Source organism: Burkholderia sp. 22313, assembly GCF_052045245.1.
GTDB lineage: Bacteria > Pseudomonadota > Gammaproteobacteria > Burkholderiales > Burkholderiaceae > Burkholderia.
In genome coordinates, this window is record NZ_JBQEON010000047.1 from 23,831 (window position 1) to 45,371 (window position 21,541).

Below are 21,541 nucleotides of genomic sequence, written 5' to 3' on the forward strand. Positions count from 1 at the left end.
CGCCTGCCCGGCAGCGACAGTCATGAAGCCGACGACACCGGTCCGTGCGATCCATCGCAGGCGCTCATGCGAGCGCAATCGCGCCGAACCCGACAATCGCTACAACCGGCGCATCGTCGCCACCAGCGCGGCATCGTCACCGGGTGCCGCGGGCGTCACCTGGGCGGCATCGCGCTTGCGACGTTTCGGGTCGAGCCCGGTCCCGCCGCTGCGCCGCCGCGCCGCATGCCGCTCGATGACCCGCTGCAGCAGGCAGAACACGCACAGCAGCGCGCCGATCACGATCCGCGTCCACCACGAGCTCAGCGTGCCGTCGAACGTGATCAACACCTGGATCGTGCCGAGAATGCCGACGCCGAACACCGAGCCGATCACGTAGCCGACGCCGCCCGTCAGCAACGTGCCGCCGATCACGGTCGCGGCGATCGCGTCGAGCTCCATCCCCTGCGCCTGCAGCCCGTAGCCCGACAGCACGTACAGCGTGAACACCACGCCGCCGAGCGCCGAACAGAAGCCGCTCAGCGCATACACGCCGACCTTCGTGCGCGCGACCGGCAGCCCCATCAGCAGTGCCGAGCGCTCGTTGCCGCCGACCGCATACACGTTGCGGCCGAAGCGCGTGAAATGCGCGACGTAGATCGCGGCGGCCAGCGTCGCCAGCGCGATCAGCGCGCCCGCGCTCAGCATCCCGCCGCCGACCGGCACGCTGATGCCCGCGAGCGCATGGAACGTCGGTTCGTTGATCGTGATCGACTGCGTCGTGATCAGGAAGCATGCGCCGCGCGCGAGAAACATCCCGGCCAGCGTGACGATGAACGGCTGCAGCCGGAAATAATGGATCAGCGCGCCCATCGCCGCGCCGTACAGCGCGCCGAACACGAGCACGAGCGGCACGATCGCCCAGACCGGCCAGTGCCACCGCTCGGCGCCGACCGCGCAGAAGATCGTTGTCAACGCAACGACCGAGCCGACCGACAGGTCGATGCCGCCCGACACGATCACGAACGTCATCCCGATCGCGACGATCAGCAGGAAGGCGTTGTCGACGAGCAGCCCGGTCAGCACCTGCATCGAGAAGAAGCCCGTATACATCACGGATCCAAAGCCGAACAGCGCGGCGAACAGCGCGATCGTCACGACGATCGGCAGCGTGCGCGGGTCGGCGAGCCGTGCGAGGAATCGGTTCATCGCGGCGTCGCTCCGGTGGTGGCGCGCGAACGCGCAGAAGGCAGCAGCCGCGACGCATGCCGGACCAGCAGCGCGCGCGCCGCGTCCGACTGGATCAGCGTCACGACGATCACGACGATGGCCTTGACGACGAGCGTCGCCTCCGGCGGCACGCCGATCGAATAGGTCGTGTAGGTGAGCGTCTGGATGATCAATGCGCCGAGCACGGAGCCCGCGAGGCTGAAGCGGCCGCCGAGCAGCGACGTGCCGCCGAGCGTCACCGCGAGGATCGCGTCGAGCTCGAGCAGCAGCCCCGCGTTGTTGCCGTCGGCGCTGCGCACGTTCGAACTCGCGAGGATGCCCGCGAGCGCCGACATCACGCCGGAACACAGATACACGCCGAACACGACCGCCCCCGCGCGCAGCCCGACGAGCCGCGTCGCGACCGGGTTCACGCCGATCGCGCGGATGAACAGGCCGAGCGCGGTGCGGTTCACCAGCAGCGCGGTCGCGGCGATCGTCGCGACCGCGATCCAGACCGAGCACGGCACGGCCGCGAGATAGCCGCCGCCGAGTTCGAGGTAGCCGGGCGCGCCGATCGGGATGATCTGCCCGCCGGTCAGCAACTGCGCGACGCCGCGCCCCGCGACCATCAGGATCAGCGTCGCGATGATCGGCTGCATCCCGACGAACGCGACGAGCACGCCGTTCCATGCACCCGCGAGCAAACCGACGCCGAGCGCGGCGGCCAGCGCCGTGCCGAGCCGCGACGGATCGCCGTCGAGCACGATCGCGGCCGCCGCGCCGGCGATCGCGACGATCGCGCCGACCGAGATGTCGATCCCGCGCGTCGCGATCACGAGCGTCATGCCGAGCGACACGATCACGAGCGGCGCCGCGCGGTTCAGGATGTCGATCGGCGCGCCGAACAGGTGGCCGTCGAGCAGCGAGATCGACAGGAAGCCCGGCCGGTGCGCGACGTCGAGCGCGAACAGCAGCGCGAGCGTCAGCACCGGCCACACGAGTGGATGACGAAGCAACGCACGGAGCCGCGTCATGACCGGCCTCCCGCGATCAAGTGGTACACGTGTTCCTCCGATGCGTCGTCGCCGGTCAGTTCGGCGACCTTATGGCGGTCGCGCAGCACCGCGATCCGGTGGCTCACGCGCACGACTTCGCTGATCTCCGACGAGATGAACAGGATCGCGAGCCCCTGCGCGCACAGCGCGAGCACCCGCTCCATGATGTCGAATTTGGCGGCGACGTCGATCCCGCGCGTCGGCTCGTCGAGGATCAGCAGCTTCGGTTCCGTCGCGAGCCAGCGCGCGAGCAGCACCTTCTGCTGGTTGCCGCCCGACAGCAGCCCGATCGGCTGCTCCGCGTCGCGCGCCTTGATGCCGAGCCGCGCGATGTACGTATCGGCGAGCGCCTTCTGGCGCGCGCGGCCGATCAAGCGCCACCAGCCGCGCCGCGCCTGCAATGCGAGGACGATGTTCTCGCGGATCGACAGCGCGGCGACGATCCCCTCCTTCTTGCGATCTTCCGGGCAATACGCGATGCCGTTGCGGACCGCGTCGTGCGGCGACGCCAGCCGCTTGCGCACGCCGTCGATCTCGATCGAGCCGGTGTCGGTGCGCTCGGCCGCGAACGCGAGCCGCGCGGTTTCCGTGCGCCCCGACCCGAGCAGCCCGGCCAGCCCGACGATCTCGCCGGGCCGCACGTCGAGATCGAGCGGACTCATCATCCCGCGCCGGCCGACCCGCTGCATCGACAGGAACGGCGCGGCCGCACGCGCATCCGGCGACGCGGCCGCCGCGCCCGCCTGCAGCGTGCCGGACATCGGTTCGCGGCCGGTCATCTTCGCGACCAGCAGGTCGACGGGCAACTCGCGCGCGAGATACTCGCCTTCGCGCTCGCCGTTGCGCATCACCGTGATCCGGTCGGACACCGCATAGGTCTGTTCCAGAAAGTGCGTGACGAACAGGATCGCGATGCCCGACGCCTTCAGCCGGCGCAGCACGGCGAACAGGCGCGCGACTTCACCGTCGTCGAGGCTCGACGTCGGCTCGTCGAGAATCAGCACGCGCGCGTCGACCGACACGGCCCGCGCGATCGCGACCATCTGCTGCACCGCGATCGGATAGGCGTCGAGCGAGCGCGTGACGTCGAGCGACAGGTCGAGTTCGGCGAGCGCGTCGCGCGCACGCGCATGGATCGTCTTCCAGTCGATCGCGCCGCGCCGCATCGGCTGCCGGCCCGCGAAGATGTTCTCGGCGACCGACAGGTTCGCGCACAGGTTCACTTCCTGGTACAGCGTCTGGATCCCGGCCGCCTCGGCCTCGCGCGGCGCGGCGAAATTCACCGGCGCGCCGCCGACGCGAATCTCGCCCGCGTCGTGCGCATGCACGCCGGTCAGCACGTTGATCAGCGTCGACTTGCCCGCGCCGTTCTGGCCCATCAGCGCGTGGATTTCACCCGGAAACAGCCGGAAGTTCACGCGCTGCAGCGCGTTCACGCCCGGAAACGCCTTGTCGATGCCGATCATCTCGACCACCGGCGGATTCGTCATGGATCGCCCTCGATTCGAAACGGTTGCCGGACGGCGGCAACTGCGCCGCCGCCCGCGGTCGGCGCGACTCAGTACTTGCGGGTCGGCAGCACCTGCGCCGCGACGTTCATCGGGAACACCGTCTCGTTGGTGACGATGCGCTTCGGCAGCTGCTTGCCGGCCACCACGTCCTTCACCGCCGTCATCAGCTGCGGGCCGAGCAGCGGGCTGCATTCGACGTCGACGTTGATCTTGCCGGCCACCATCGCCTGGAAGCCGCCCTTGGTCGCATCGAACGACACGACGCTCACGTCCTTGCCGGGCTTGATGCCGGCCTCCTCCATCGCCTGGATCGCGCCGAGCGCCATGTCGTCGTTGTGCGCGTAGACGACGTTGATCTGCTTGCCGTAGGTCTTCGCGAACGCTTCCATCACCTGCTTGCCGCCGGCGAGCGTGAAGTCGCCGCTTTGCGACGCGATCACCTTGAACTTCGGATTGCTCTTGATGACCTCGAGCAGCCCCGCGCGGCGGTCGTTGGCCGGCGCGGAGCCGACCGTGCCCTGCAGCTCGACGATGTTGATCGGGCCCGGATCGTTCTTGTAGTGCTCTTCCATCCAGTGGCCGGCGCGCCGCCCTTCCTCGAGGAAGTCCGAGCCGATCATCGTCACGTACAGCGACGGGTCCTTCACGTCGACGCCGCGATCGGTCAGGATCACCGGAATATGGGCCGCCTTCGCTTCGGTCAGCACCGGCTCCCAGCCCGACTCGACGACCGGCGAGAACGCGATCACGTCGACCTTCTGCGCGATGAACGAGCGGATCGCACGGATCTGGTTCTCCTGCTTCTGCTGCGCGTCGGAGAATTTCAGGTTGATGCCGGCGTCCTTGGCCGCGCTCTTCACCGACACGGTGTTCGCGGTGCGCCACGCGCTCTCCGCGCCGACCTGCGAGAACCCGAGCGTGATCGGCTTTTGCTGCGCGTGCGCGCCGGTGGCGAGCGCCGTCGCCGCCGCGACGATCGCGCCGGCCGCCAGCTTCCTGATGAATGTCATGGTCCGTCTCCGATGGTGTCGTTGTATGCCGCGGCGCCGGCCTGGCGCCGTGCTCTGCTGCGCTGTTCTGTTTCTGCGTGGCGCGGGCGCGGTTCGGGCGGCGCCGGCCGGCGCGTGCGGCCGGCCCGGTATGTACGCCCCGGATCAGTCTAGGAACAAGTCCGATAACCTTCCAATGAAATATTGGATTGAAACGATATCGGTATCGGCATACGTATAAACACCTAAGCGGATGGGGCCGCATCGGCCGGCCTGCGCGAAACCGTGCGTGGCCGACGCGGGCAGGGTCCAGCCGGCAGGCGAACCGTCGCCGGCGCACGAATCTTGCTGCCGCGCTGGCAGGCCCGCTCGCCCATCGCGGCGGCCCCGCCGACAACAAGGAGAACAGCGATGCCCGCCGTGCGTGAACCCCGATCGCCGCGCAGGGATGGTGCAGCATGACAAAGCGACCGTCCGGTAAGGATGGCCCCGCCGGCGCGGGCCTGGCCGGGCCGCTGCGCCATGTCGACGACCGGCATCCCGGCTACACGCGCCGGCGGGTGCGCAACGGCTTCGCGTACTACACGCGGGACGGCACGCGGATTCGCGATGCCGACGAAATCGCCCGCCTCGATGCACTCGCGATTCCGCCCGCGTACACCGACGTGTGGATCTGCATGGACCCGCGCGGCCACTTGCAGGCCACCGGCCGCGACGCACGCGGGCGCAAGCAGTACCGCTATCACCCGCTGTGGCGCGAGACCCGCGATGCGAACAAGTACGCGCGGATGGCGGCCTTCGCCCGTGCGCTGCCGCGCATCCGTGCACGCGTCAAACGCGATCTCGCGTTGCCGGGGATGCCGCGCGACAAGATCGTCGCCACCATCGTCCGCCTGCTCGACACGACGCTCGCGCGGATCGGCAACGCCGAATACGCACGCGAGAACGCGTCGTTCGGGCTGACGACGCTACGCAAGCGCCACGTGACGATCCGGCCGGGGCAGGTGCGCCTGCGCTTCACGGGCAAGAGCGGCATCGAACACGACGTGACGGTGGAAGACCCGCGCGTCGGCCGGATCGTGCGGCGCTGCGCGGAGTTGCCGGGGCACGAGCTGTTCCAGTATCTGGACGACGACGGCGCGCGCCATTCCGTCGGCTCGTCCGACGTGAACGACTATCTGCGCGAGGCCGCGGGCGCGGCGTTCACCGCGAAGGATTACCGGACGTGGGCCGGCAGCGTGCAGGCGCTTGCGTTGCTGCGGCGCATCCCGCATCAGGGCGTCACGCATGCGCGCAAGCAGATCGTCGAAACGGTGCGGATCGTCGCGGAGATATTGCGCAACACGCCGGCCGTGTGCCGGCGCTGCTATATCCATCCGGTGGTGCTCGAGACGTTCGAGGGCGGGAGGCTCGCGGCGCTGGAGGTGCATCGCACGCCGAGGGGGCTGCACGCGGACGAAGCGGCGTTCGTGGCGTTGCTCGAAGACGCGGCGCGACGATCGGCGAAGCGGTCGACAAAGTGATGCACGCCGATCAGGCATCCCGTCCCGCTCAACGTCCGATCGAATTCGCGACACTGCGAAAGATCAACGGCCGTTCGTCCTGCCGCCCTGCCCGCCGCGCGAACTGCACGGCTTGCTCGACACGGCCGTGCTGCGCGGACTTCGCGCACACCGGATCGGCCTCAGCCGGATCGCCCGCGAGCAGGTACGCCTGGCAGCGGCACCCGCCATGATCCGCATGCCGCTCGTCGCAGGTGCGGCAAGGGTCGCGCATCCAGCCGTCGCCGCGAAATGCGTTGAACGCATCGCTGTCGTACCAGATCTCCTTCAGCGAGCGATCGCGCACGTTCGGCAGCGCGAGTCCGGGCAGCGCGCGCGCCGCATGGCACGGCAGCGCGGTGCCGTCCGGTGCGACGCCGAGGAACACCGAGCCCCAGCCGTTCATGCAGGCCTTCGGCCGCTGCTCGAAATAGTCGGGCACGACGAACAGGATCTTGCACCGCTCGCCGACCAGTTTCCGGTAGCGGTTGACCGTTTCCTCGGCCTCGCGCAACTGTTCGGCGGTCGGCATCAACTGGTCGCGATTCAGCATCGCCCAGCCGTAGTACTGGGTATTGGCGAGTTCGAGAAAATCCGCGCCCAGGTCCAGCGCCATCTCGATGATCTGGCCGACGTGCGGCAGGTTGTAGCGATGCAGCACGCAGTTCAGCACCATCGGATAGCCGTGCGACTTGATCAGCCGCCCGACGTCGCGCTTGAGGTCGAAGGTGCGCGTGCTCGTCAGGAAGTCGTTCAGCTCGCGCGTCGAATCCTGCAGCGACAGCTGGATATGGTCGAGCCCGGCCGTCTTGAGGCGGTCGATGCGTGTCGCATTCAGGCCCACGCCCGACGTGATCAGGTTCGTGTAGAAACCGAGCGAGCGCGCATGCTGGACCAGCACTTCGAGATCGCCGCGCTGCAGCGGCTCGCCGCCGGAAAAGCCGATCTGCGCGGCGCCGAGCGCACGTGCGTCGCTGATCACCGTGCGCCACGCGTCGGTATCGAGCTCCGCGCCGTGCGTCGCGAAGTCGACGGGGTTGTAGCAGAACGCGCAATGCAGCGGGCAGCGGTACGTGAGCTCGGCGAGCAGCCACAGCGGCGGGGACGGCCGGTTCGGTGCGGGGGTCATGTCCATGTCGGGGTCCGTGTCAGTCCAGCCAGCCGCGCAGTCGCGCATGATCGAGGAAGCGATAGACGTCCGACGCAAGGTCCGACGTGCGGAACAGCCGCTCGAGTTCGTCGATGATGTCGTCGAGCTCGCGCGTGCCGTCGCAGCGCGCGAGGATCTCACCCGCACTCGGGTTGAGCCGGACCATGCCTTCCGGATAAAGGAGCACGTAGGCATCCTGGGCCGCCTCCCACTGCAGGCGGTACATGCCCCTCAGCGAGGGACGCAGCGGCACGCCGCTGACGGCATCGTTGGCGTTCATTCCGGATAGGCCTTTTCAATCGCATCGAGGATCGACCACAGCACATCCAGCTTGAACGCCAGGATGTCGAGCGCGCGCCGTTGCGCGTCCGGTGTCGTGAAATGCTTCAGCGTGACCGCGAGCCCATGCTCGACGTCGCGCTGCGCGAGCGGCACGCGGCTGCGGAAATACTGCAGCCCGTCCGCGTCGATCCACGGATAGTGGGACGGCCAGCCCGCGAGCCGGTCGAGGTGAATCTGCGGCGCGAACATCTCGGTCAGCGACGAGCACACGGCTTCCTGCCACGGCGCGTGCCGCGCGAAATTGACGTACGCGTCGACCGCGAACCGCACGCCGGGCAGCACGTGCGCGAGCGACCACAGTTCCGCGCGCTCGATGCCGACCGCCTCGCCGAGCCGTGCCCAGGCCTCGATCCCGCCTTCGTGGTCGCCATGGCCGTCGTGATCGAGAATCCGCTCGACCCACAGCCGGCGCGTATCGCGATCCGGGCAATTCGACAGGATCGCCGCGTCCTTCAGCGGGATGCTGACCTGGTAGTAGAAGCGGTTCGCGACCCAGCCGCGAATCTGCGCCGGCGAGCACGCGCCGGCATTCAGGCGGCGGTTGAACGGATGGTGAATGTGGTAGCGCGATTCGAGCGCGCGCAGGCGCGCCTCGAATTCCTGCTCGCTCCAGGGCGTCGCGTGCAGCGCCGCGGCGGGAATCGGTGCGTTCATGTTCAAACCTCGAATTGCATGCCGTCGTGAGCGACCTCGATCCCGTGCTCGCGCAACTGCGCACGCTGCGCGGAACCGGGGTCGAGAATCGGATTCGTGTTGTTGATATGCGTGAGGACCTTGCGCGTGCGCGCCGGCAACAGCCGCAGCCGGTCGATCATCCCCGGCCGCGCCGCGTCGCCGCATTGCGCGAGGTGGCCCATGTCGGCCGCGTGCTTCGACGACAGGCCAAGGTCGATCATTTCGGTGCCGGTCCAGAACGTGCCGTCCACCAGCACGAGATCGGCGTCGCGCATCGCGGCGCGCACGCCGTCGTCGACGTCGGCGAGCCCCGGTGCGTAGAACGCTTGCCGGCCGGTTGCCGCATCTTCGATCAGGAGTGCGATGTTGTCGCCGGGCATGCCCGCCGCGCGGCGTGGCGAATAAGGCGGCGGCTTGCTGTCGACCGGCACGGCGGTGAAGCGAATGCCCGCGGCACCCGGGATCGCGAACGGTGCGCCCGGCACGACCGGATGCACGTCGACGCCGCAGTAGTGGCCAAGCAGCGGCACGAGCGGCAACCCCGTCGACAGATCGTCGAGCACCGGCGTGCTCGCGTAGAGCGGCAGCGGCGACGTGCGCTCGCGCAGCATCAGCAGGCCCGTCACGTGATCGATCTGCGCGTCGCACAGCACGACGGCGACGATCGCGCTGTCGCGGATCGCACGGGCCGGCTGCAGGTCGGGATCGGCGCGCAATTGCGCGAGGAGGTCCGGCGACGCGTTCACCAGCACCCAGTCGATACCGTCGCCGCTGACTGCGATCGACGATTGCGTGCGCGGCACGATGCCGCCGGTGCCGGCCCGCGCGCGACGGCAATTGCCGCAATTGCAGTTCCATTGCGGCAACCCGCCGCCGGCGCCCGAGCCGAGTATCTTGATCTTCATCTGGGGGTGCTCCCGATGCCGCCCGCATCGTGTCCGTCGATGCGGGCGGCACTGTGCGCGTCGATCAGCGGTTGGCGATGTACATCGTGATTTCGAAGCCGAAACGCAGGTCGGTATAGGCGGGGATGGTCCACTGCATGGTGTGTCTCCTTGTTGAGTACGTGAGTCGAAAAACCGCATCGATCGAGCGGCCGATACTCATTCAGCAAGGAGCGTGCCGGGGCGGGAGGCGCGTCGCGCGGCGGCGTATGAAGGCGTGCGGCAACCGCCGGGTGGTCACGCCCCTGGCATTATTACGTTTTACCAACATGAATATTTCAAAATCGGTCGCGCGACAGCTCGCTGCGCGCGCAACCTGTTCAGCACCTGTTGAATCGTTGAACACCGGGTGTTGCAACCTGACACACCCGTGTGACAGTCGAGGCGGCCGTCAGGGTTCGTCCGGCTCCAGCGGCTCCGGCCCGGCGGCCGGCATCTTGCGATAGATCGTGTTGCGCGACACCCCGAGCGCGCGTGCGGCGGCCGACACGTTGCCGCCATGACGCGCGAGCGCGGCCGCAATCGCGGACGCGGCCACGTCCTGCAGCCGCGCGTCGCAGCCGGCCTGCACGGAGGCGAACGCGGCAGCTTCCGCGGCGAGCGGTGCCGGCGCAGCACAGCCGCCGTGCGCCGCCTGCGCGCCCTCGCGCCGCACATCGTCGAAGAAATCGTCGGGCAGATGCTCGCAGCGGATCTCGCAGTCGTCGTCGACCATCGCGGACGCCGTGCGCAGCAGGTTCGCGAGCTGCCGGAAGTTGCCCGGCCACGCGCAGCGCTCGAACAGCGCCATCACGTCGGGCGCGACGCTCAACGGCCGGCGGCCGGGCCCCGACAGCGTCTCCCGTTGCAGCATCTTCTGCACGACCACCGCGAGGTCCGTGCGGTCGCGCAGCGGCGGCAGGCGCACGACGAGGCCGTTGAGCCGGTAGTACAGGTCCTCGCGGAAACGGTTCTGCGCAATCATGTCGCGCAGGTCGCGGTGCGTCGCGCAGATGATCGCGATGTCGACGCCGATCGCCTTGGTCGAGCCGAGCGGATTGACGATGCGCTCCTGCAGCACCCGCAGCAGCCGCACCTGCAACGGATACGGCATGTCGCCGATCTCGTCGAGGAACAGCGTGCCGCCGTTGGCCTGCAGCAGCTTGCCGGTCGCGCCCTTGCGGCGGGCGCCGGTAAACGCGCCCTCCTCATAGCCGAACAGCTCGGACTCGATCAGCGTCTCCGGAATCGACGCGCAGTTGACGGCGACGAACGGCCCGTCGCGACGCGGCGAGTCGTTGTGGATCGCCTGCGCGAGCAGCTCCTTGCCGGTCCCGGTCTCGCCGGTGATCAGCACCGGAATGTCCTTGCCGATCACCTTGCGGACCTTCGCGATCACCGCCGCGACTTGCGGATCGCCGGTGTCGAGATAGCTGAGCCGCGACAGGCTCGCCGCGTTCTGCGCGGCAGGCGGCCGCGCGGCCGGCGCGGCGCCGTCGTGCACTTCGGCGGGCCGGCTGCCCTCGGCCCGCGACGCACGCCGGAACTGCACGCGCGCGCAGACCACCGCGCCGTTGCCGAGGTTCAGCGCCACGTGCGGCTCGGTGCTCGCGCGCATCCGGTCGATCAACTGCGCGCTCGTCACGTCGAACAGCGACGCGAGCGTATGCGCGCGCAGCGCCGCGAGCGGCATCCCGAGCTGGAACTGCGCGCTGCGGTTGGCCGACAGGAAGCGGCCGTCGGCGGTGAACGCGACGATCCCTTCCATCAAGGTGCCGAGGAACTCGGGACGGCCGTGGAACGACACCTGCAACGTCTCCTGGAAGGTCGTCGTGAACAGGTGGTTTTCGATCATCTGCACCGACATCTTCGCGAGCGCCATCGTGTGCTGGTGATAGCTGCGGTGGTCGCCCGTCACGTCGAGCACGCCGATCGCATCGCCGTACGGATCGAGGATCGGCACGCTCGAGCACGTCAGGAAATGGTTCGCGGCCAGGAAGTGCTGGTCGCCGTGCACGACCATCGGGCACAGCTCCGCGAGCGCGGTGCCGATCGCATTGGTGCCCTGCCGGCTCTCGGCCCAGTTCGCGCCGGGGCGCAGCGCGACCCGTTCCGCGCGCCGCAGGAAGTCGTCGTCGCCGATCGAATGCAGGATCAGCCCTTCCGCATCGGTCAGCACGATCATGCTTTGCGTATTGACGATCTGCTCGTGCAGCGTCTCCATCACGGGCATCGCGTGCACGCACAGCACGCGGTTCTGCTCGCGCTTGAGCGCCAGCGCGGCGCCGGACAGCAGATCGTAGTCGGGACGTACCGACGCCTGCAGGCCGAACGTCTCGGACCGCTCATGGGATTTCTGGATCGTCGGCGTCGGCCAGCCGGGCGCATGCGCAGCCCGCGTGTCGACCGTCGGATGAACGTCATCGCGCATTGTCTCCTCCGGGGATCCTTCCGGTCGGTGCCGGACTCTTTGGCATGGATACAAGCAAGCATCGGGCCACGACGGGGCCAGCACGCGGGCCGACCGCCGTGCGTCACTGCCTCGATGCAAATGAAAGCGAATTGCAAGCAACAACCCGTCGCATGCGCCACGAGCGGCGCGTCGAGCGCCGATGTGATATCCATCGGGAATCGATCCGTTGCCGTTACCGGTCGATTCCGATCGTCGTCGCTGGCGCGGTTCTGGCTTTGATGTCGATCAAGCCTTGACCGGTTCGTGCTCGCCCGCGTCATCGGTCATTACCCTGATTCCGACGCGCCAACGACATTCCGAGGATACGCCGACGACATGACGCACCGACCGCACGAACTGCTCCGCTCCGCTTCCGCCGCCCGCCCTGCGCTGTCGCGCGACGCGTGCCGGATTGCGTGGACGGAAGCCGGCAACCCGCTCGGCCAGCCCGTCGTCGTGCTGCACGGCGGCCCCGGCAGCGGCAGCCGGCCCGCGATGCTGCGGCTGTTCGACCTGACGCGCATGCGCGTCGTGCTGGTCGACCAGCGCGGCGCGGGTGCGTCGACGCCGCGCGGTGGCCTGCGTCACAACAACACGATGCGGTTGATCGGCGACCTCGAGGCGCTGCGTGCGCGGCTCGGCATCGCACGCTGGGGCGTCGTCGGCGGATCGTGGGGCGCGGCACTCGCGCTTGCCTACGCGGGGCAGCATCCGTCCCGCGTGACCGGCGTCGTGCTGCGCGGGCTGTTCCTCACGTCGTCGCGCGAAGTGCGCGGGCTGTTCGTCGGCGCGCGTGCGCGCGCGCCGCGTGCCTGGCAGCGCCTGACGGCCGCCGCCGGTACCGCGCGCGCCGATCGCCTGATCGCCTGCTGCGCACGACGCCTGCAACCGGGCGCCGGCGCGGCGCGGCAACGCGCGCTGGCGCTCGCGTGGAACGCGTATGAAGACGCGATCCTGACCGGGCGGCCGGCGCGCGGCGCGCGACCGACCCAACGCACGATCGATCGACTGGTCGACAAATACCGGATCCAGGCGCACTACCTGCAACGCCATTGCTGGCTCGGCGAGCGCCGGCTGCTGGCATTGGCGCGACACGCCGCGCAAGCCGGCGTGCCGGTGCATGCGGTCCATGGCACGCGCGACCGGGTATGCCCGGTCGATAACGTCGACCGTCTCGCGCGTGCCGTGCCGGCCGCGATCGTCGAACGCGTGCAGGCCGGGCATCTGGCGAGCGACGCTGCGCTCGCGCGCGGCGTCGCGCGTGCGGTGCGCGACACGCTGACGACCGTCACGGCAGACGCGCCGCCACGGTCCGGGCCGCCCGGTCACTCCCGCGCATAACGCGCGCCAACCCACCCGCCGCGCGGCGCGCCCGGCCCGACGAACTGCTCGTTGACGGGATGACGTCCGTCGAAAGTGTGATGCGGTCCGTTGCAGAAGTGCTGCCCGACGCGCCCGAAGCTCGCGTCGCGCTTGTCGAGCAGGTTGATGACCGTCGCGAACAGTTGCAGTGCTTCGTGACCTGCCACGTCGTGTCGAGATTGCTCAGGAAATCGCCAGGAATCCTGCCGTTCGCATCGTGGTTGCGCTCGTCGCCGCATGCGAATTCGCCGCTGCGATGCCACACCCCTGTTGCAGTTCGTTCCACCCTGACGCAACTGTGTCAATTTTGATCAGCGGCACGATGCTCGAGCCGTCGTGCCGGTGATCGCCGGCCGGATCGAGCGAGCACCCTGGTGCGCACCGTCCGCCGCGATGCGTCGGTCGCATCGGATAACCGGATATCGAATTCGGCCGTCGTCCGCGTTTAAGGCCCCTCGGCCGCATCTCGACGCGCTCACGAAACACTCACGGACGACCACCGCCGTTCGTCACGCGTCGCGTGCGCCGCACCGCCCCGCACATTGTCATGTTTCGCAACACTCCGCCCGCGGCTGTCCCCGAACGCAACACACGCGGGTCACCCGCGCCGCGCCGCCCGCATCGCCTCGACACGCTCAATCGGCCGCTTCGCCTTGTGCGGCAATGCTCGCACTGCGATGGCATGCGATTTGCGTGACTGGCTGCGCACTGGATCCGGAACCCACCCTGCCGGCCCGGCCAGACGTTGGCCGCGGTGCGACCACAATGACTCAGGAGACAATCATGCAAAAATTCTCGGCTTCGACGAGCCGACTGGCCACGATCGGCATCGCGGTAGCGGCCGCCATCGCCTTGAATCCCGGCCTCGTGGATGCCGCCGCGGATTATCCGGCCGTCACGTACCAGCGGCTCACGGATGCGCAACGCGATCCGGGCTGGCTCACCTACTACCGCACCTACAACGGCCAGGCGCATTCGCCGCTGAAGCAGATCGACCCGTCGAACGTGAAGCAGCTCACGCAGGCGTGGAGCTACAAGTTTCCGGCCGAGCTGAAGCAGGGCTTCGAGGCCACGCCGATCGTCAACGGCCGCTACCTGTTCGTGACCACGCCGAAGGACAACGTCTACGCATTCGACGCGGCCACCGGCGCGCAACTGTGGAAATTCGAACCGAAGCTCGGCGCCGAATCGTTCAAGACGGCCTGTTGCGACGTCGTGAACCGCGGCGTCGCGCTGTACGGCAAGAACGTCTACGTCGCGATGCTGAGCGGCGAAGTGGCCGCGCTCGATGCGCAAACCGGCGCGCTCGTGTGGAAGAAGCAGATGTTCGAACCGGGGCTCGGCTACGCGTTCTCGCTCGCCCCGCTCGCGCTCGACGGCGCGATCGTGGTCGGCAGCTCCGGCGGCGAATACGGCGCGCGCGGCTTCATCGCGGCGCTCAGCCCGAACGACGGCGCGCTGCTGTGGAAGCGCTTCACGGTCCCCGGCCAGGGCGAGAAGCACGCCGATACCTGGCCCGACGGGATGCAGGCGCACGGCGGCGCCCCGGCCTGGCTGACCGGCACCTACGACGCGGCGACGCGCACGCTGTACTGGGGCGTCGGCAATCCGGGGCCGTGGCTCGCGGACCTGCGCCCGGGCGACAATCTGTACTCCGATTCGCTGCTCGCGCTGGATCCGAAGAACGGCGACCTCAAGTGGCACTACCAGTACACGAAGCACGACACCTGGGACTATGACGGCGTCAACACGCCGGTACTCGCGACCATCAAGTACAAGGGCAAGGAACACGACGCGATCATTCACGCGGACCGCAACGGCTATTTCCACGCGATTGACCGCGACACCGGCAAGCTGATCTATGCGGAGCCGTTCGTGAAGGCGACCTCGGTCACCGGTTACACGGAAGACGGCGCGCCGATCCAGGATCCCGCGAAGTATCCGAAGGTCGGCACGACGATCGACACGTGCCCGAGCTTCCTCGGCGGCAAGAACTGGTGGTCGGTGTCGTACGACCCCGAGCGCCATCTCGCGATCGTGCCGTCGCTGCATGCGTGCATGAGCCTGTCGGGCAAGTCGGTCAACTACATGGAAGGGCTGCCGTATCTCGGCGAAGGCTTCGAGATCAAGCCGGAACCGGGCAGCGAAGGCTACGGCGAGCTGCAGGCGATCGACGTCAACACCGGCAAGAAGGTGTGGAGCCACTGGAGCAAGCTGCCGTGGAACGGCGGCGTCGCGACGACCGCGAGCGGCCTCGCGTTCAGCGGCTCGCTCGACGGCCACCTGTATGCGTTCGACGTGTCGACCGGCAAGGTGCTGTGGGAAAGCCCGAAGCTCGCGAGCGGGATCATCGCGCAGCCTTCCGTGTTTGAAGTCGACGGCAAGGAGTACGTAGCAGTGCTGGCCGGCTACGGCGGCGCGAACCCGATCTGGGGCGGCCCGATGGCCAAGGCCGCGGACGACGTGCCGCGCGGCGGCACGCTCTACGTGTTCGCCCTCGACCGCGGCTGATCCAGGCCCTCCGCAACGGGCCCTCCGCAGTGCGCCCGCGCCGCCGGCGCGGGCGCCTTCCCCTCGTTCCAACCGAGCGCACGATCATGAACCTCCGACTTTCCCGCGTTGCCGTAGCCTGTGCGCTCACGGCAGCCACCGCGCTGACCCCGGCGCTTGCCACGGCCGCGACGCCGGTGCGCGTCTGCTCGCTGCCCGGTACGCCGACCGCCGCGCTCGACAAGGCCGTCGCACGCGACGTGTTCCGCACGGCCGGCATCGCCGCGACGTTCGCCGCACACGACGCCGGCGGCAGCGACGACGACGGCGTCTCCGCGCACGAACTCGCCGGCATCCTCGAGCGCGATTGCGACGTGCTCGCCGGCTTTCCGCGCTCGGCGATCGCCGACGCGTCCGATACCAAGCTGCTGTTCTCGCAGGGCTACCTGCGCTCCGGCTACGTCAGCGTCATGCGACGCGATGGCGGCACGCCGCCGAACGGCCGCGAAATCGTCGCGGCCACCTACGCGAGCCCCGCGCAGTTGATCGCGGTCCAGCAGAAAAACGCGCGCTTCGATCTCGAGAACACGTCCGAGCAAACGGTCGACGCCGTCGCGCGCGGCCGTGCGAACCGCGCGATCGTCTGGTATCCGGCCGTCGTCGCCTATCAGGCCGCGCATCCGAAACAGGCGTTCCGCATCGGCGCGACGTCGTCGCCGTACGCCGAGTGGCAACTCACGTTTGCGTTCGCGGCACGCTCGGCCGCGTTGCAACAGCGGATCGACGCGGCGCTCACGCAAATGCAGAACGATGGCCGGCTCGCCGCGCTGACCCGCAAGTGGGCGCTGCCCGGCAGCGCGCTCGAAGCGCACGAATCGCGCGCGTCGCGCACGCCGTCGCGCTTCCTCGACGGCGCGATGGCGGCCGGCAGCCACACCACTGGCGGCCTGCTGCGTGCGCGCAACCTGCCCGCCGGCGGCGGCTTCATCCGGATCGCCGCGAGCACCGGCGACACCGCGCCCGCATTCGACGCCGCCCAGGCCGCACACGGCAAGCAAATCTACGGCAACGCATGCGCGAAATGCCACGGCGCCGACCTCGAAGGCAACACCGCGCCCGCGTTGAGCGGCACGTCGTTCGCGCCGCTGTCGCATTCGCACCTGACGATCGGCGGCGTGTTCGGCTACATGGCGACCAACATGCCGGCGGACCAGCCAGGCAAGCTGAAGGACGACGAATACGCGGACCTGATGGCGTTCCTGCTCGCCTCGAACGGCTATATCGCCGGCAACACGAAGCTGACGGCCGATATCGCACGCGCGTCGAGCGCGCCGCTCGTCGTCGGCCCTGCCGGACACAAGGACGCCAGCCAGTAACGCGGGCCACGCGGCTTCGCCATGCGATGCGGGCCGCGCCCTTCCCCACGATTTCATTTTCACCAGGAAACGACCGTGACATACCCGACCTCCCGCAGAACCTTCCTCATCCACACCATCGGCCTGTGTGCGACGCTCGCCGCCGCGCGCACGGCCTTCGCGGCGCCGCCGCTCGTCGACGAGAACGACCCCGCCGCGAAGACGCTCGGCTATCGCGCCCGCGCGTCGAGCGTCGATACCGCGCAATTCCCGAAGTACCAGGCCGGCCAGCGCTGCGCGAACTGCCGTTTCTACAAGGGCGAAGCGGCGGATGCGAGCGGCACGTGCCCGATGTTCGGCGGCAAGTCGGTCGCGGCGGACGGCTGGTGCAACGTGTATGCGAAGCGCGCGTGACGCGTCGCGCGACGCGTTGCCGGTGCGGCACGCCGCGGCACCGGCATCCGCAGCCGCCATCGATGACGGCGCGCCGCCGCCCGCCGGCGCGCCTCTCCACGCGCTGATCGCGACCGGCCTGTCGCGCGGCTTCGTCACGCGCGGCGACATCATCGACGCGCTGCCCGACGAAGACGCGAACGAAACCGGTGTCGATGCGGCGGCCGCGGCACTCGGCGAACTCGGCGTCACGGTGTGCGACCGTGCGGATCGCGCGAGCGGCTGGACGCTCGAACGCCACTTCCGTCCCGCACCGCCCGCGCGCGCGTGGGCCGACGGCGCCGGCGCACTGGCCGCCGATCTGCTCGCGCCACGCACGACCGATCCGGTCCGGCTGTATCTGCGCGAGATGGGCACGACGCCGCTCCTCACGCGCGACGAGGAATTCGCCTACGCGCGGCGGATCGAGCGCGGCCGCTCGGCATCGGTCACGGTACTGTGCGGCGATCCGGACGCGCTCGACGCGCTGGTGGCGATCCGCAACGAGATCGCCGAATGCCGGACTGCCGCATCGACCTATGTGCTCTGTCTCGCCGACGGCCCGCGCGACGCGGTATCGTCGTCGAATGCCGTCGTGGACACTTCGCCTGCCGCCACCGGCGCGCCCACACGCGACGACGCAAGCGACGACGCCGACACGCAGCAGAACGATTCCGCCTGGCGCACCGCGGTCGTGGCGCGACTCGCGTGCATCGACGCCCTCGCCAGCGGCATGCGCGCGGCGCTGGCCGCCGGCGGCACCGCTTGCGCCGCGTATCGCGCACACGTCCGCGATACCGCGGCGTTGCTCGGCACGCTGCACCTGTCCGCGCGCGCGCTCGAACGGATGAGCGAGCCGTTGCGCGGCCGCGCACGCCGGCATCGCGCGTTGCGGGGCCGGCTGGAGCGGCTGCTGGCCGAGTTGGGCGTGCGGCCGCCGATCGAGCACGCGGCCGACGACGACCACGCCGGCTGGCTCGCGTCGTGCATCGCCGCGCACCCGGACTGCGAGACGACGCTGACACGACGGGCAGCCGTGCTCGTCGATGCACGCGACGCGATCGTGCGGGACGCCCGTGCGTCGGCGCTGCCACCCGGCGCGACCGCGTCGCTCGATGCACGGCTCGCGGCAATCGAACGCGCGATCCAGCCGGCGCGCACGGGGTTGTTCGACGCGAACCTGCGGCTCGTCGTGTCGATCGCCAAGCGCTATCCCGATCGCGGGCTGCCGTTCGCGGACCTGATCCAGGAAGGCAACATCGGGTTGTTGAAGGCCATCGAGCGCTACGACTACCGGCGCGGCTTCCGGTTCTCGACCTACGCGACCTGGTGGATCCGGCAGGCCATCACGCATGCGCTCGCCGATCTCGGCCGCACGATCCGCGTGCCGACGCATACGGTCGATGCGCTCAACAAGCTGACGCGGCTCGCGCGCGAGCACCGGCAGCGCGCGGGCACGCCCGCGACGCCCGCGCAACTGGCCGTGCACATGGGCGAGCCGGTCGACAAGGTGCGCGACCTGATGGCGATCGTGAAGGAACCGATGTCCGCCGACGTGCCGGTGTCGCCGGAAGGCGACATGACGTTCGCCGACGTCGCGCCGGATACGGCGACGCCGTCGCCCGAAGACGCCGCCGGCGCCGCGCAGTTGCGCAGCACGATCGCTGCCGCGCTCGATCGGCTGCCGGCGCGCGAAGCGATGGTCGTCCGGCTGCGCTACGGGTTGCATGCGGACGAAGGCTGCTCGCTGCGCGACATCGGCCGCCAGCTGAACCTGTCGGCCGAGCGCGTGCGCCAGATCGAGGCGTCGGCGCTCGCACGTCTGCGCGCGACGGACGCGCTCGGCGCGCTCCGGCCGTTCATCGAGTAGCACGACGGCCGGCAGCGCGGCATTCACCGTGTTGCCCCCTGCAACACCCGCTGCTGCGTTTCGACGCAGTCTTCCGCCAGACCGGCACGGCGGATTTTTCATCGCCCAATGCTTTGCAGTACCTATCGAATAGGCGTGACCCGCGCGGCAACGCGCGCACCCGCCGTTCCAGCCGAATACCTGCGCGATTGGCATGCATGTTGCGTTTCGACAGTCAGCCCTCGATGATTTTCATGGAGAACACCTTGACTGCCCTCGTATCGATCCTTCAGGAACGCCGAATCTTCGAACCGACGGCCGACACGCGCGAACGCGCGACCATTTCCGGCATGCCGGCCTACCGTGCGCTCGCCGCCGAAGCCGAGCGCGATTACGAAGGCTTCTGGGCGCGTCTCGCCCGCGAAGGCCTCAGCTGGCACAAGCCGTTCACGAAGGTGCTCGACGAGCGCGACGCACCGTTCTACAAGTGGTTTGACGACGGCGAACTCAACGCGTCGTACAACTGCCTCGATCGTCACGTCGAAGCCGGCAACGGCCAGCGCGTCGCGGTGATCTTCGAGGCCGACGACGGCACCGTCACGCGCGTCACCTACGCCGATCTGCTCGCCCGCGTATCGCGCTTCGCCAATGCGCTGAAGAAGCGCGGAATCGCCAAGGGCGACCGCGTCGTCATCTACATGCCGATGTCGATCGAGGGCATCGTCGCGATGCAGGCCTGCGCGCGCATCGGCGCCACGCACTCGGTCGTGTTCGGCGGCTTCTCCGCCAAATCGCTGAACGAGCGGCTCGTCGACGTCGGCGCCGTTGCGCTCATCACCGCCGACGAGCAGGCGCGCGGCGGCAAGACGCTGCCGCTCAAGAGCATCGCCGACGAAGCGATCGCGATGGGCGGCTGCGAAGCGGTCAAGAGCGTGATCGTCTATCGCCGCACCGGCGGCAAGATCGACTGGCATGCCGGACGCGACCTGTGGATGCACGAACTCGCGGACGGCGAGTCCGACACGTGTGCGCCGGAATGGGTCGGCGCCGAGCATCCGCTGTTCATCCTGTATACGTCGGGCTCGACCGGCAAGCCGAAGGGCGTGCAGCACAGCACCGGCGGCTACCTGCTGTGGGCCGCGCAGACGATGAAGTGGACGTTCGACTGGAAACCCGACGACGTGTTCTGGTGCACGGCCGACATCGGCTGGGTGACCGGGCACACGTACATCACGTACGGCCCGCTCGCGTGCGGCGGCACGCAGGTCGTGTTCGAAGGCGTGCCGACTTATCCGGACGCCGGCCGCTTCTGGAAGATGATCGGCGACCACAAGGTCACGGTGTTCTACACCGCGCCGACCGCGATCCGTTCGCTCATCAAGGCCGCGGAAGCCGACGACAAGGTCCACCCGAAGAGCTATGACCTGTCGAGCCTGCGCATCATCGGCACGGTCGGCGAGCCGATCAATCCGGAAGCGTGGATGTGGTATCACAAGCATGTCGGCCAGGAACGCTGCCCGATCGTCGACACGTGGTGGCAGACCGAAACCGGCGGCCACATGATCACGCCTCTGCCGGGCGCGACGCCGACGGTGCCGGGTTCGTGCACGCTGCCGCTGCCGGGCATCATGGCCGCGGTGGTCGACGAAACGGGCCAGGACGTACCGAACGGGCAAGGCGGGATTCTCGTCGTCAAGCGCCCGTGGCCGGCGATGATCCGCACGATCTGGGGCGACCCGGAGCGTTTCAAGAAGAGTTACTACCCGGAAGAACTCGGCGGCCGGCTGTACCTCGCCGGCGACGGCACGGTGCGCGACAAGGACACCGGGTACTTCACGATCATGGGCCGCATCGACGACGTGCTGAACGTGTCGGGCCACCGGCTCGGCACGATGGAGATCGAGTCGGCGCTGGTGTCGCACGAACTGGTTGCGGAAGCGGCGGTGGTCGGCCGTCCGGACGACACGACGGGCGAGGCGGTGGTCGCGTTCGTGGTGCTGAAGCGCTCGCGCCCGGAAGGCGAGGAAGCGGCGGCGCTCGCGAAGACGCTGCGCGACTGGGTCGGCAAGCAGATCGGCCCGATCGCGAAGCCGAAGGACATCCGTTTCGGCGACAACCTGCCGAAGACGCGCTCGGGCAAGATCATGCGGCGCCTGCTGCGCTCGCTCGCGAAGGGCGAGGCGATCACGCAGGACACGTCCACGCTCGAGAACCCGGCCATCCT

Annotated in this window: 18 protein-coding genes and 1 pseudogene; 8 read left to right on the top strand and 11 right to left on the bottom strand. The window is 69.0% G+C overall.

Features of this window, described 5'->3' with window-relative positions; translation table 11 throughout:
• Nucleotides 1-99: 99 nt before the first annotated feature.
• From yjfF to ACTJKF_RS28485, 4 genes are all read right to left on the bottom strand, one after another.
• Nucleotides 100-1,188: a galactofuranose ABC transporter, permease protein YjfF gene (gene yjfF / locus ACTJKF_RS28470; protein ID WP_440628142.1), complete on the bottom strand. Its 1,089-nt coding sequence runs from the start codon at nucleotides 1,186-1,188 to the stop codon at nucleotides 100-102.
• Entirely contained in the window at nucleotides 1,185-2,225 is a 1,041-nt protein-coding gene (locus ACTJKF_RS28475; protein WP_440628144.1) for an ABC transporter permease, read from the bottom strand. Before ACTJKF_RS28475 ends, yjfF begins: the two co-directional genes overlap by 4 nt.
• Entirely contained in the window at nucleotides 2,222-3,736 is a 1,515-nt protein-coding gene (locus tag ACTJKF_RS28480) for a sugar ABC transporter ATP-binding protein (RefSeq protein WP_440628146.1), read from the bottom strand. The genes ACTJKF_RS28475 and ACTJKF_RS28480 overlap by 4 nt, the downstream gene beginning before the upstream one ends.
• Nucleotides 3,737-3,804: 68 nt before the next feature.
• Nucleotides 3,805-4,767 carry an ABC transporter substrate-binding protein gene (locus tag ACTJKF_RS28485; RefSeq protein WP_440628148.1) on the bottom strand — a complete coding sequence of 321 codons (963 nt, stop codon included), beginning with the start codon at nucleotides 4,765-4,767 and terminating at the stop codon, nucleotides 3,805-3,807.
• Between the two features lie 437 nt (nucleotides 4,768-5,204).
• Between ACTJKF_RS28485 and ACTJKF_RS28490 the strand changes: the two genes are divergently transcribed.
• On the top strand, nucleotides 5,205-6,269 hold the full coding sequence (locus ACTJKF_RS28490) for a DNA topoisomerase IB (RefSeq protein WP_440628150.1): 1,065 nt from the start codon (nucleotides 5,205-5,207) through the stop codon (nucleotides 6,267-6,269).
• 28 nt (nucleotides 6,270-6,297) lie between these two features.
• On the opposite strand, the gene pqqE is transcribed toward ACTJKF_RS28490, so the two are convergent.
• From pqqE to ACTJKF_RS28520, 6 genes are all read right to left on the bottom strand, one after another.
• Nucleotides 6,298-7,416, bottom strand: coding sequence for a pyrroloquinoline quinone biosynthesis protein PqqE (gene pqqE, locus ACTJKF_RS28495; protein ID WP_440628175.1), 1,119 nt, complete (start codon nucleotides 7,414-7,416; stop codon nucleotides 6,298-6,300).
• Nucleotides 7,417-7,435: 19 nt separating this feature from the next.
• Nucleotides 7,436-7,717 (bottom strand): pyrroloquinoline quinone biosynthesis peptide chaperone PqqD, encoded by a 282-nt coding sequence (gene pqqD / locus ACTJKF_RS28500; RefSeq protein ID WP_440628152.1) that lies wholly within the window; start codon nucleotides 7,715-7,717, stop codon nucleotides 7,436-7,438.
• Nucleotides 7,714-8,433, bottom strand: a complete 720-nt coding sequence (gene pqqC, locus ACTJKF_RS28505; protein WP_440628154.1) for a pyrroloquinoline-quinone synthase PqqC — start codon at nucleotides 8,431-8,433, stop codon at nucleotides 7,714-7,716. The genes pqqD and pqqC overlap by 4 nt, the downstream gene beginning before the upstream one ends.
• Before the next feature lie 2 nt (nucleotides 8,434-8,435).
• Nucleotides 8,436-9,359, bottom strand: coding sequence for a pyrroloquinoline quinone biosynthesis protein PqqB (pqqB, locus tag ACTJKF_RS28510; RefSeq protein ID WP_440628156.1), 924 nt, complete (start codon nucleotides 9,357-9,359; stop codon nucleotides 8,436-8,438).
• Nucleotides 9,360-9,423: 64 nt separating this feature from the next.
• A complete protein-coding gene (gene pqqA / locus ACTJKF_RS28515) occupies nucleotides 9,424-9,498 on the bottom strand; it encodes a pyrroloquinoline quinone precursor peptide PqqA (RefSeq protein ID WP_175719594.1) in 75 nt (24 codons plus the stop codon).
• Nucleotides 9,499-9,789: 291 nt separating this feature from the next.
• A complete protein-coding gene (locus ACTJKF_RS28520; protein ID WP_440628158.1) occupies nucleotides 9,790-11,808 on the bottom strand; it encodes a sigma-54-dependent Fis family transcriptional regulator in 2,019 nt (672 codons plus the stop codon).
• A 44-nt stretch (nucleotides 11,809-11,852) separates the two neighbouring features.
• On the opposite strand from ACTJKF_RS28520, the gene ACTJKF_RS28525 reads away from it, so the two are divergent.
• Entirely contained in the window at nucleotides 11,853-12,086 is a 234-nt protein-coding gene (locus ACTJKF_RS28525; protein WP_440628160.1) for a hypothetical protein, read from the top strand.
• Nucleotides 12,087-12,165: 79 nt separating this feature from the next.
• A complete protein-coding gene (locus tag ACTJKF_RS28530) occupies nucleotides 12,166-13,170 on the top strand; it encodes an alpha/beta fold hydrolase (RefSeq protein ID WP_440628162.1) in 1,005 nt (334 codons plus the stop codon).
• Here ACTJKF_RS28530 and ACTJKF_RS28535 read toward each other — a convergent pair.
• Nucleotides 13,155-13,450: pseudogene (locus tag ACTJKF_RS28535) on the bottom strand (TonB-dependent receptor); the annotation flags it as partial. The gene ACTJKF_RS28530 and the pseudogene ACTJKF_RS28535 overlap by 16 nt on opposite strands.
• A gap of 524 nt (nucleotides 13,451-13,974) precedes the next feature.
• Between ACTJKF_RS28535 and ACTJKF_RS28540 the strand changes: the two are divergent.
• From ACTJKF_RS28540 to acs, 5 genes are all read left to right on the top strand, one after another.
• Complete coding sequence (locus tag ACTJKF_RS28540) at nucleotides 13,975-15,702, top strand: methanol/ethanol family PQQ-dependent dehydrogenase (protein ID WP_440628163.1); 1,728 nt, start codon at nucleotides 13,975-13,977, stop codon at nucleotides 15,700-15,702.
• An 86-nt stretch (nucleotides 15,703-15,788) separates the two neighbouring features.
• Nucleotides 15,789-17,057 carry a c-type cytochrome gene (locus ACTJKF_RS28545; RefSeq protein WP_440628165.1) on the top strand — a complete coding sequence of 423 codons (1,269 nt, stop codon included), beginning with the start codon at nucleotides 15,789-15,791 and terminating at the stop codon, nucleotides 17,055-17,057.
• A 75-nt stretch (nucleotides 17,058-17,132) separates the two neighbouring features.
• Nucleotides 17,133-17,450 carry a high-potential iron-sulfur protein gene (locus ACTJKF_RS28550; protein ID WP_440628167.1) on the top strand — a complete coding sequence of 106 codons (318 nt, stop codon included), beginning with the start codon at nucleotides 17,133-17,135 and terminating at the stop codon, nucleotides 17,448-17,450.
• Nucleotides 17,434-19,338, top strand: coding sequence for a sigma-70 family RNA polymerase sigma factor (locus ACTJKF_RS28555; protein WP_440628169.1), 1,905 nt, complete (start codon nucleotides 17,434-17,436; stop codon nucleotides 19,336-19,338). Before ACTJKF_RS28550 ends, ACTJKF_RS28555 begins: the two co-directional genes overlap by 17 nt.
• Nucleotides 19,339-19,571: 233 nt before the next feature.
• Nucleotides 19,572-21,541 (top strand): acetate--CoA ligase (gene acs, locus ACTJKF_RS28560; protein ID WP_440628171.1); only part of this gene is annotated, 1,970 nt, incomplete at its 3' end.